Below are 10830 nucleotides of genomic sequence, written 5' to 3'. Positions count from 1 at the left end.
GGGCCCAGAACTCCTCGCCCCGTCCATGTCCGGGGCGAGGAGTTCTGGGCCCCGGTCCGGTTCGTACGGCAGGGGGCGACCGGTCGCGCGGACCGGTCGCCCCCTGCCGTCGTCACCGGACGAACACGGCTCCCTCAGGGAGCCGGTCGCGCTACGGCTTGGGCGTGGCGTGCGGGGCGCACGTCACATCGGCGCTGTCGAGCGCTCCCGTCAACAGGTACGCCTTCACCCGGTCGTTGACGCACGGGTTGACCAGGTTGGTGATGCCGTGCGATCCGGCGTCCTTCTCCGTGATCAGGCGCGAGCCCTTGAAGCGCTGGTGCAGTTCGACGGCGCCCGCGTACGGCGTGGCCGCGTCCCGGGTGGACTGGGTGATCAGCACCGGGGGCAGGCCCTTGCCCGTCTTGACCTCCACCGGGGTCTGCTGCTTGACGCCCCAGGTGGCGCACGGCAGGTTCATCCAGGTGTTGGACCAGGTCAGGAACGGGTGGTCGCGGTGGATCCGGGTGGTGTCCCGGTCCCACGTCTTCCAGTCGGCCGGCCACTTGGCGTCGGTGCACTCCACGGCGGTGTAGACCGCGTTGCCGTTCTCCGACTTGGCGTTGCCCGCGGTGTCCGACAGGTCGGGCGAGCCCGCGTCGATGAGCGGCTGGGTGTCGCCCGCGACGTACTTGCTCCACAGGGTGGCGGTCGAGACCCAGGCGGAGTCGTAGTACGGCGCGCTGGTGAAGACGTCGAGGAGTTCGGCGGGGCCGACGACCCCGCCGAGCGGCGCCTTCTTGGCGGCGGCGCGCAGCGTCTCCCACTGCTCGGCGACCTTGGCCTCGGTGTCACCGAGGTGGAACGCGGCGTCGTTCTTCGCGACCCAGGTCAGCCAGTCCTGGAACCGGGTCTCGAAGGCGATGTCCTGGTCCAGGTTGGCCTGGTACCAGATCTTCTCCTTCGACGGGTTGACCACGCTGTCGACGACCATGCGCCGTACGTGCGTGGGGAACAGCGTGCCGTACACGGCGCCGAGGTAGGTGCCGTAGGAGACGCCGACGTAGTTCAGCTTCTTGTCACCGAGCGCCGCCCGGACGACGTCCAGGTCGCGCGCGGTGTTCGGCGTCGTCATGTGCGGCAGCATCTCGCCGCTGCGCTCCTTGCAGCCCGCCGCGTACTCGGCGGCCAGCTTGCGCTGCGCGCGCTTGTCGGCCTCGCTGTCGGGAACGGGGTCGGCCTTGGGCGCCTTGACGAACTCCTGCGGGTCGACGCAGGAGATGGGCGCGGAGTGGCCCACGCCGCGCGGGTCGAAGCCCACGAAGTCGTACGCCTTGGCGGCGTCCGCCCAGATCGCGTTGTTGGTGACGACGCGGCGCGGGAAGGCCAGGCCGGAGCCGCCGGGGCCGCCCGGGTTGTAGACCAGGGAGCCCTGGCGTTCGCCCTTGGTGCCGGTGGAGCCGATGCGGTCCACGGCGATCTCGATCTGCTTGCCGAGAGGCTTGGTGTAGTCGAGCGGGACCTTCACCCAGCCGCACTGGATCGGCTTCTCCAGGGCCCAGTCGGCCGGGCAGTCGCGCCAGTCGACGCCCTGCTTCGCGGCGCGGGCGGCGGCGATGGCCGTGCCCGCCGCCGCGGCGGCGTTCTTCGCGGCGTCACGGGCGGCCTCGCGGGCGGCCTCGCGGGCGGCCGAGCCGCTCGCCGCCGTGGCGGCGGCGTGGCCGCCGTCCGCGTTCGCGATCGGGGCGGCGATCGCACCGGCTAGGAGCGTGCCCGCTATCAGCGTGCCGGCCGAGCCGAGCACTGTGGTGCGTCTCACGTGGTTTCTCCCCCTGTGTGGCGCGCCGCTCCCGCGGCGCGGTCCCTGTTGGACACTCGGCTGATCACTCGATCAGTTCCGCTGTCGGACTCCCTGGATCTTTCCGCCAGTGGGGTGGCTGAGAACAGGCCGGTCCGCCATTTCTTTACCGAACCAATAACCGGAGAGTGTGGTACCGCTCAGCGGTACGCGTCCAGTGCCTCGTCCGGTACGTCATTCCCCCGCTCGTCCCGTACACCGTCCGGCACGCCGTTCAACACGCGGTCCAGCACGCCGTCCAGCACCCGGCGCAGCCGCAGGGCGTCCGGGGCGACCGCCGTGACCAGGAAGCCGGGTCCGGCGAGCGGGGTGAGCACGGCGGTGGAGCCGAGCATCCGCGCCTCCACGGGCCTCTCGTCGAATCCGGGCGCCACGCACAGGAGTTGCCCCGCCGCGCGATATCCGCCCAGCACCGCCCCGCCGTCCCAGCCGCCGGGCGCGCCGGGACCGTAGGCGCTCTCCTGGTCGAGCAGCGGGCGTCCGGCGCGGTGGACGGTCAGCCTGCTGAGCAGGGTGCCCGGCGGTTCACCGTGCCGGCCGAGTACCTGTTCCTCGCGCAGGACGAGCCGGGCGGTGGCGGCGAGTTCGACGCGGGTACGCATGCGCAGCTCGCTGCGGTACGCGGAGATGAGCTGCTGCGGCAGCCAGTTCAGCCGGGCGTCGTCCGCCACGGTCAGCCGAATGTCGTAGTGGGCCGGTCCTTCGGCGCCGTCACGGCGTCCGGGCAGGGCGACGGTGGCGGCGGCCGAGTCCACGGTGAGCCGGGCCCCTTCCCGTACCGCCACCTCGACGGCCAGCCGGTCGCCGCCCAGGGGCGCGCTCATGGCGCCGATCACGGTGACCCGGCTGCCGGGGCCTTCGGCGCGGGTGCGGCGTACCGCGAGCGGGCCCTCGCCCGCCAGCACCGGCAGTCCGGCGCGGGTGGCGACGATCCGGGCGGTGGCGCGGACGCTCACGCCGTCCAGGCGGCGAGCCGCGCCCGCACCCAGTCGGCGACGGGGGCCACGCCGTCCTGTCCCTTCAAGGAGGTGAACAGCACGGGCAGTTCGCCGCGCTGCTCCTTGGCGTCGCGGGCCATCCGGCCGAGGTCGGAGCCCACGTACGGCGCCAGGTCGGTCTTGTTGATCACGAGGAGATCGGCGGTGGTGACCCCCGGGCCGCCCTTGCGCGGGATGTCGTCGCCGCCCGCCACGTCGATGACGAAGATCTGCGCGTCGACGAGTCCCCGGGAGAAGGTGGCGGTGAGATTGTCGCCGCCGGACTCCACGAGGATCAGATCGAGCGGTCCGACGGCGTCCTCCAGGTCCTCGACGGCTTCGAGGTTGGCGGAGATGTCGTCACGGATCGCGGTGTGCGGACAGGCGCCGGTCTCGACGGCCTGGATCCGCTCGGGCGGCAGGACGGCCTCCCTGAGCAGGAACTCGGCGTCCTCGCGGGTGTAGATGTCGTTGGTGACGACGGCGAGGGAGTGCCGCTCGCGCAGGGTGCGGCAGAGCGCGGCGACGGTCGCGGTCTTGCCGGAGCCGACGGGGCCGCCGAGCCCGACGCGCAGGGCGCGCCGCCTGCCGTCGGGGCGCAGCGCGTCGGCGCCGACGGCGGCGGGTCCTTCGTGGCTGTGGTCGAGATGCATGGTGCGGCTCCTGGAGGGGCGGGGGGACGGGCGGGGGTCAGGAGGCGAAGAGGCGGACCGGCCAGGCGGCGTGTGCCTCGGCGGCGATGTCGAGCAGCGGCCCGGCGGCGGCGGGCAGCACGTCGGTCCCCTCGTGCGCGGCGCGTGCGGCCCGCGCGGTGGCGCGGGCCGCGGCCTCGTCCAGTTCGGGCGCGAGCCGGGCGAGTACGGCGGTGGCCTCGAACGGGTCGAGGCCGAGCAGCCGTACGGTGGCGGTGGCCGGGCCGCTGACCGCCTCGTACAGGGCGCAGTACGCGGCGTCCTCGGGGGTGAGCGCGGCGGACCTGGCGGTGAGGCCGAGCACCACGGGCTGATGCGCGCCGCGCGGCAGGGCGGTGGCGAGCGCGGTCAGCTCGGGCCCCGGCCAGGTGGCCCGCGCCGCGCGCATCAGCTGCCTGCCGAGTCTGCGCGCGGTGGCCCGGAGCGCGGGCGAGGGGGTGCGGGCGTCGGCCGCCGCGTCGAGTTCCAGCGGGTCCAGGCCGCCGGCCGCGGCGGCGGCGAGCGCCGCCGCGGTGAGACCGGCGGTGTGCAGCCGGCCCCGGCAGTACTCCGCCAGGTCGTGGGCGTCCCTGATCCGGCCCGCTCTGACGGCCTGTTCCGCGCCGCCCGAGTGGGCGTGGCCGCCGGCGGGGAACCGGCCGTCGGCGAGGACGAGGAGGGCGGCCCTGCCCGCCTGTGCGCCCGCCATCAGAAGAGGAAGTAGCGCTGGGCCAGCGGGAGTTCGGCGGCGGGCGCGGGTTCGACCGGCTCTCCGTCGATCGTCACCGTGAAGGTGTCGGCGTCGACCTCGACGCGCGGCAGCGCGTCGTTCTCCCGCATGTCCGCCTTGGTGAGCCGTCGTGTGTTGCGGATCGGCACGAACTCCTTTTCCAGGCGCAGGCGTTCGGGCAGTCCGTCCTCGATCGCCGCCTCGGAGACGAAGTTGAACGACCCGGCCGCGGCCGCCCTGCCCAGTGCCCCGAACATCGGCCGGGGCAGCACCGGCTGGGGCGTCGGGATGGAGGCGTTGGCGTCGCCCATCTGCGCGTAGGCGATCTGGCCTCCCTTGATGACGAGTTGGGGCTTGACGCCGAAGAAGGCCGGTTCCCAGAGCACCAGATCCGCGAGTTTGCCGGTCTCGACCGAGCCGATCTCGTGGTCGAGTCCCTGCGCGACGGCCGGGTTGATGGTGTATTTGGCGACATAGCGCCGGGCCCGGTGGTTGTCCGCGCGGCCGTCGCCCGGCAGGGCGCCCCGGCGTTTCTTCATCACGTGCGCGGTCTGCCAGGTGCGCATGACGACCTCCCCGACCCGTCCCATCGCCTGGGAGTCGGAGGAGATGATCGAGATGGCCCCGAGGTCGTGCAGGATGTCCTCGGCCGCGATGGTGGAGGGCCGGATGCGGGACTCCGCGAAGGCGAGGTCCTCGGGCACCGCGGGGTTGAGGTGGTGGCAGACCATCAGCATGTCGAGGTGTTCCTCGATGGTGTTGACGGTGTGCGGCCGGGTCGGGTTGGTGGAGCTGGGCAGGATGTACGGCTCGGAGACGACCGTGATGATGTCCGGTGCGTGCCCGCCGCCCGCGCCCTCGGTGTGGTAGGCGTGCAGGGTGCGTCCGGCGACGGCGGCGAGGGTGTCGCCGACGAAGCCCGCCTCGTTCAGGGTGTCGGTGTGGAGGGCGAGCTGCGCGCCGGTCTCCTCGCAGACGCCGAGACAGGCGTCGATGACGGCGGGGGTGGCGCCCCAGTCCTCGTGGATCTTGAACCCCAGCGCTCCGGCGCGCAGTTGGGCACGCATCGCCTCGCGCGAGACCGTGTTGCCCTTGCCGAGCAGCCCGATGTTGACCGGGAAGGTCTCCAACGCCTCGAACATCCGGGTCAGATGCCAGGACCCCGGGGTGATGGTGGTGGCCTTCGTGCCCTCCGCCGGTCCCGTGCCGCCGCCGACGAGGGTGGTGATGCCGCTGGACAGCGCCTGGTCGACGACGGTCGGGGAGATGAAGTGGACGTGCGCGTCGACGGCTCCGGCGGTGACGATCTTCCCGTTGCCCGAGATGACCTCGGTCTCGGGGCCGATCACGAGATCGGGGTGGACCCCGTCCATGGTGTCGGGGTTGCCCGCCTTGCCGATTCCGGTGATCCGGCCGTCCCTGATGCCGATGTCGGCCTTGACGATGCCCCAGTGGTCGATGATCAGGGCGCCGGTCACGACGGTGTCGGGCGCGCCTTCGGCCCGGGTGGTACGGGACTGGCCCATCGACTCGCGGATCACCTTGCCGCCGCCGAACACCGCCTCGTCCCCGGCGCGTCCGGGGCCGCCCGAGCGGTCCTCCTCGATCTCGACCAGCAGATCGGTGTCGGCGAGCCGGATCCGGTCGCCGGTGGTGGGGCCGAAGAGATCGGCGTACCGGGCACGGGAGAGCGCGGCACCGGCGGCGGCCCGCCCGCTCGGCGGCTCGCTGGGCGACTCAGTCATCGAGGGCTCCTCCGGTCTCACCGCGCAGGCCGGGGACGATCCGCCGGCCGGCGAGGGGAACGAGTGCGACGGCCACGGGGATCCCCGGCTCGAACCGCACCGACGTGCCCGCGGCGATGTGCAGCCACTTGCCGCGGGCCGCGGCGCGGTCGAACTCCAGACCGGGGTTGGCCTCGGCGAAGTGGTAGTGGGAGCCGACCTGGACGGGCCGGTCGGCGGTGTTGAGCACGGTCAGCGAGGTGACCTCGCGGCCCTCGTTGAGGGCGACGGGCTCCTCGGCGTACAGGATCTCTCCGGGAATCATCGGCGGCGCTCCCCCGTCAGACGATCGGGTCGTGGACGGTGACGAGCTTGGTGCCGTCCGGGAAGGTGGCCTCCACCTGGACGTCGTGGATCATCTCGGGGATGCCCTCCATGACGTCGTCACGGCCGAGCACCTCGCGGCCGGAGACCATGAGTTCGGCGACGGTCCTGCCGTCCCTGGCGCCTTCGAGCAGATGCGCGGTGATCAGGGCGACCGCTTCGGGATGGTTCAGCCGCAGCCCGCGTGCCCGGCGTCGGGCGGCCACATCGGCGGCCACGTGGATGAGCAGGCGTTCCTGCTCATGGGGTGTCAGTCGCACGCATCCACCTCGTCGTCCTCCGGATCGTCTCCGGCCCGGTGACGGCCGGGCCGAGCGCGAGCCTAGCCACATTCAACATTTCGTTGAAGGTCGGCCGGGACTTTCACCGCCGGATGCGCACGTTAGGACGGAAGTTTTACCGGCGCGTTAACAGCGGGCACTCCGGAGGGCTCGCGCTCCCCCATCGACATCAGCCCGCGCAGCCCGTTCTGGAGGACCTCGATGGGCATCTCGCCGAAGAGGGCCTGCTGCGCCATGAATCCCTGAACCGTGGCGATCATGGTCCTGGCGACATCGGGGGCGGGCACGTCGGCGCGCATCAGACCTGTCTCCTGGTACGTCTCGATCAGGGGGATCCACACCGCGCGCAGCTTCCGGAAGCCGTCACGGAGCACCTCCGCCAGCTCCTCGTTGCGCAGGGTCTCGGACCAGACCTGCACGATCAGCCGGGACGAGGTGCGCATGTCGTCGCCGACCAGACCGCCGCTCTCCAGCAGCTCGCGCATGACCTCGCCCAGCAGCACGTCGGGCGGTGGCAGCGGACGGGTGGCCGCGGCCCGGTCGAACGCCCCCCGGACGCCGTCGAGCACGTCGGCGGCGATGGCTCCGATCAGCTCGTCCTTGCCGCCGAAGTAGCGGTAGACCGCCCCGGCGGAGAGATCGACCTCGCGGAGCACCTCCTGCATGGACGTGGCATGGAAGCCGTTCGCCGTGAAGCAGCGGGCGGCGCCTTCGAGGATCTGCCGTCGGCGGGCGTCGAGGTGTTCCTGGGATACACGGGCCATGGCCCCAACGTAAAACGAACATTCCTTCTTGACAAGCGGCGCGCAGTCGTGATGACAGTGGAGTGCGCTGTAAAACGAACGATCCTTCTCTTGGAATGCGCGCCTCTCCCGGCCGCCCCTCCCGCATCGAATCGAGACACCATGCCCAGCTCGCCACCGCGCCGCCTGATCGCGGTGATGCTGTTGATCCCGCTCGTCGCCGCCCTGGCCCTGTGGGCCTTCGCCTGGCCCGCCGCCCGGATCGCCCCGCGCGATCTGCCCCTCGGGATCGCCGGCCCGCCCGCCGCGGCGGATCCGCTGGCGTCCGGGCTCGAACGGGACCACCGGGGCGCTTTCGAACTGCACCGCTACCCCGACGAGGCCGCCGCCCGCCGCGCCGTCGAGAGCCGGGCCGTATACGGCGCGGTGGTGGCCGGGCCCGAGGGGGTGCGACTGCTGACCGCGTCGGCGGCGAGCCCGGTGGTGGCGCAGCTGCTCACCCAGGCGGTGACCGCTCGGGCGCCGGGGCGGACCCCCGTCCCGGTGGTCGACGTGGTGCCGACGCCCTCGGCCGATCCGCGCGGCGGCGTCCTGGGCGCGAGCCTGCTGCCGCTGGCGCTGGCCGGGATCGTGACCGGCGCGGCGGTGACCGTGCTGGGGCTGCGCGGGACCTGGGCCGCGCTCGGCCTGACCGGCGCGGCGGCGGCGGCCGGGGTCGCCGTCGCCGCCCTGGCGCACAGCTGGCTGGGGGTGCTCACCGGCGACTGGTGGGCGGAGGCCGGGTCGATCGGGCTGACCGTGCTGGCCATCGGCGCGGCGGTCGCCGGGCTCGCGACGCTGATCGGCCGGGCCGGGATCGCCCTCGGCAGCGTGGTGATGGTGCTGCTGGGCAACTCGTTCTCGGGGGTGACGAGCGCGCCCGAGCTGCTGCCCGCGCCGATCGGTGCCATCGGCCAGCGGCTGCCGCCAGGCGCGGGCGGCTCACTGCTCCGGTCGGTCGCCTACTTCGACGGCAGCGCCGCCGGGACCCCGCTCCTGACGCTCTCCCTGTGGGCGGCGCTCGGGCTGGCGGCGGTGCTGGCCGGTGGGCGGATCGGTAAGCCCGCGCCCGCGGGCGACGACCCGGTGGCCGAGAACCGTACGGCGACTGCGGTGCCCGTCGGCTGACGCCGCGCCCCTCCCGACCGGCCGCGCGCCCCCGCTGTAGCGGACGGGGGCGCGCGGTCCTTTACGCGTGCCTCACCCGCGAGGCCGCTCCTCGCGCTCCGGCCGGTGCTCCGCCGCGATGCCGAAGCGGCGCCGCTCGTCCGGCCCGGACGGCACCGCGGGCCGGATCGCCGACACCGAGCTGACCACCTGCTCCCGCGGCTGTTCCGGCTCGCCTTCGAGCCGCTCCAGGTCGGCGGCGGAGACGAGCGCGACCAGCGGCTTCCCGTGCCGCGTCACGACCACGCGCTCGCCCCCGTACACCACGCGGTTGATCAGTTCGGCGAGCTCTGCCCGCGCTTGCGTCACCGGAATCTCGTAGGCCATGACCCCCAGCCTATTTCCCCGGACCGGCACCCGACGAGGTCAGGACCGGGCGGCAGCCGGGACGTGATTCTGTACGTCCTGTACATTTTCTACGGACGCGCACGCTGCGGAATCCCGCGTTTTCGAGGAGAGGCATGCCCATGTACCGCCCTTCGTCCCGTTACGTCCTGCCCGAGTTCACCGAGCGGACGACCCACGGGAGCCGCACTCTCGACCCGTACTCCAAGCTCTTCGAGGACCGGATCATCTTTCTCGGCACCGCCGTCGACGAGACCTCCGCGAACGACGTGATCGCGCAGTTCGTCCATCTCGAGTACGACGCGCCCGACCGGGACATCCGGGTCTACATCAACTCGCCCGGCGGTTCGGTGGACGCCATGTCCGCGATCTACGACACGATGCAACTCGTCACCTGCGATGTGGAGACGGTCTGCCTGGGGCAGGCCGCCGCGACCGCCGCCGTGCTGGTGGCCGCGGGGACGCCGGGCAAGCGGATGGCCCTGCCGGGTGCCCGGTTCGTACTGAACCAGCCGCGGGCCGGGGAGCCGGTGCGCGGCCAGCCGTCCGATCTGGCGATCCACGCCCAGGAGATGCTGCGTCAGCGGAGCCTGCTGATCACGATGTTGACGCGGCACACCGGGCGGAGCGAGGACCGGATCGCGGAGACCATCGAGCGGGACACCATCCTCGACGCGCCGGGAGCCGTGTCGTTCGGACTGATCGACCACGTGACCGAGAGCCGCAAGACCTCCGCGCGCCGGCTCGGTCCGGTGGGCGGATGAGCCGCGAAGGCGGTGCGGCGGGAGCGAAACGCGGGTGAGCCGCGGTCGGCTGTTCCCGTACGGGCGCGTCCATATGAGAAACCCTCACCCGTTCAACGTATGAACTGACGGTACATCCACGGGGAGTCGAGTTGCGCGCGGCGCCCGGACCGCTATGGCGCGGCCCCGGTTTCCCGCAGGCGCGGACCTCATCGGGCGTCAGGAACCCGGTAGGAAAAACCCCTTCGCCACTCCTATGGGTCAGCCGTGAGGAAGTTCACATATCGTCGTTTCAGCTCGGAAATCGGCGCGTTCCTGGGTCAAGATCCCTGGGACGACAAGCCCCCGCCACCCCCGGCGGGGCGATCCGGGCGGACGCCGAGTCCTGCCGCCGTTCCGGGTGTCTGAGTCGACAGGAGTGGATCGGCAGGAGTGGAGGACCCGAGCAGTACGGGACGACGCGGGTTGTGGTCGTCCCTTGGGGTGAAGCCGTGGGAACTGTCTCCGACAGGGCTCCGCGGCCGGGCGACTTCGCCAGCCCGAACCCGACAGGTCATCCTTCACAGGCGGCTGACGAAGGGTTGCGCATGACCGCGCAGACGCATGTCCCGTCTTTGCTGTCCAGGACCGGTGCGGTATCGGTCCTCACGCTCGCCGCGGTGGGCGGCACGCTGCTCGTACCGGGCGCCGCGCCCGAGGCCGAGGCGGCGACACACGCCGTCAAGGCGCTGAAGGTCGCCGCGTCGAAGAAGGGCTCGCCGTACCGGTACGGGGCCACCGGGCCGTACCGGTTCGACTGCTCCGGGCTGACGGTCTACTCGTTCAAGAAGGCCGGCAAGAAGCTCCCGCGCACCGCACAGCAGCAGTACAACAAGACGCGCCACATCTCGTCCGCGAAGCGCCGCAAGGGGGACCTGGTCTTCTTCCACTCGGGCAGAAACGTGTACCACGTCGGGATCTACGCGGGCAGCGGCAAGATCTGGCACTCGCCGAAGACCGGCGCCCTGGTGCGGCTGGAGAAGATCTGGTCCCGGGGCGTCTGGTACGGGCGGGTGAACTGAGCGGGCCCCGCCCGTGAACCGTGCCCGTCCCTGAACCGTGCCTGTCCGTGAACCGTGCCCGTCCGTGAACCGTGCCCGTCCGTGACGCGCACCCGGCGCGGACGCGCACCCGGCGCGGACGGGCACCC

12 protein-coding genes are annotated in these 10830 nt (G+C 72.3%); 3 read left to right on the top strand and 9 right to left on the bottom strand.

What is annotated here, in order from left to right; all coding sequences use genetic code 11:
- Positions 1–151: 151 nt before the first annotated feature.
- From DVH02_RS28680 to DVH02_RS28645, 8 genes are all read right to left on the bottom strand, one after another.
- Positions 152–1798: an alpha/beta hydrolase gene (locus DVH02_RS28680; RefSeq protein ID WP_114626767.1), complete on the bottom strand. Its 1647-nt coding sequence runs from the start codon at positions 1796–1798 to the stop codon at positions 152–154.
- Positions 1799–1977: 179 nt separating this feature from the next.
- On the bottom strand, positions 1978–2793 hold the full coding sequence (locus tag DVH02_RS28675; protein ID WP_114626766.1) for an urease accessory protein UreD: 816 nt from the start codon (positions 2791–2793) through the stop codon (positions 1978–1980).
- Positions 2790–3467 carry an urease accessory protein UreG gene (gene ureG / locus DVH02_RS28670; RefSeq protein WP_114626765.1) on the bottom strand — a complete coding sequence of 226 codons (678 nt, stop codon included), beginning with the start codon at positions 3465–3467 and terminating at the stop codon, positions 2790–2792. The genes DVH02_RS28675 and ureG overlap by 4 nt, the downstream gene beginning before the upstream one ends.
- Positions 3468–3504: 37 nt before the next feature.
- Positions 3505–4194 (bottom strand): urease accessory protein UreF, encoded by a 690-nt coding sequence (locus DVH02_RS28665; RefSeq protein WP_114626764.1) that lies wholly within the window; start codon positions 4192–4194, stop codon positions 3505–3507.
- Positions 4194–5960, bottom strand: a complete 1767-nt coding sequence (locus tag DVH02_RS28660) for an urease subunit alpha (RefSeq protein ID WP_114626763.1) — start codon at positions 5958–5960, stop codon at positions 4194–4196. The genes DVH02_RS28665 and DVH02_RS28660 overlap by 1 nt, the downstream gene beginning before the upstream one ends.
- On the bottom strand, positions 5953–6264 hold the full coding sequence (locus DVH02_RS28655) for an urease subunit beta (RefSeq protein ID WP_114626762.1): 312 nt from the start codon (positions 6262–6264) through the stop codon (positions 5953–5955). Before DVH02_RS28655 ends, DVH02_RS28660 begins: the two co-directional genes overlap by 8 nt.
- A gap of 16 nt (positions 6265–6280) precedes the next feature.
- Positions 6281–6583 (bottom strand): urease subunit gamma, encoded by a 303-nt coding sequence (locus tag DVH02_RS28650; RefSeq protein WP_114626761.1) that lies wholly within the window; start codon positions 6581–6583, stop codon positions 6281–6283.
- A gap of 122 nt (positions 6584–6705) precedes the next feature.
- Positions 6706–7368: a TetR/AcrR family transcriptional regulator gene (locus tag DVH02_RS28645; RefSeq protein WP_114626760.1), complete on the bottom strand. Its 663-nt coding sequence runs from the start codon at positions 7366–7368 to the stop codon at positions 6706–6708.
- A 141-nt stretch (positions 7369–7509) separates the two neighbouring features.
- On the opposite strand from DVH02_RS28645, the gene DVH02_RS28640 reads away from it, so the two are divergent.
- Positions 7510–8514 carry an ABC transporter permease gene (locus DVH02_RS28640; RefSeq protein ID WP_233518515.1) on the top strand — a complete coding sequence of 335 codons (1005 nt, stop codon included), beginning with the start codon at positions 7510–7512 and terminating at the stop codon, positions 8512–8514.
- Positions 8515–8586: 72 nt separating this feature from the next.
- On the opposite strand, the gene DVH02_RS28635 is transcribed toward DVH02_RS28640, so the two are convergent.
- Complete coding sequence (locus tag DVH02_RS28635) at positions 8587–8880, bottom strand: type II toxin-antitoxin system Phd/YefM family antitoxin (protein WP_114626759.1); 294 nt, start codon at positions 8878–8880, stop codon at positions 8587–8589.
- Positions 8881–9020: 140 nt separating this feature from the next.
- On the opposite strand from DVH02_RS28635, the gene DVH02_RS28630 reads away from it, so the two are divergent.
- Positions 9021–9662, top strand: a complete 642-nt coding sequence (locus DVH02_RS28630) for an ATP-dependent Clp protease proteolytic subunit (protein WP_114626758.1) — start codon at positions 9021–9023, stop codon at positions 9660–9662.
- A 566-nt stretch (positions 9663–10228) separates the two neighbouring features.
- Positions 10229–10702, top strand: a complete 474-nt coding sequence (locus tag DVH02_RS28625; RefSeq protein ID WP_114626757.1) for a C40 family peptidase — start codon at positions 10229–10231, stop codon at positions 10700–10702.
- Positions 10703–10830 lie beyond the last annotated feature (128 nt).

Source organism: Streptomyces corynorhini (assembly GCF_003346515.1).
Classification (GTDB): Bacteria; Actinomycetota; Actinomycetes; order Streptomycetales; family Streptomycetaceae; genus Streptomyces; species Streptomyces corynorhini.
The sequence above is the reverse complement of the archived record's forward strand: the minus strand, read 5'-3'. Positions and strand labels throughout refer to the sequence as shown.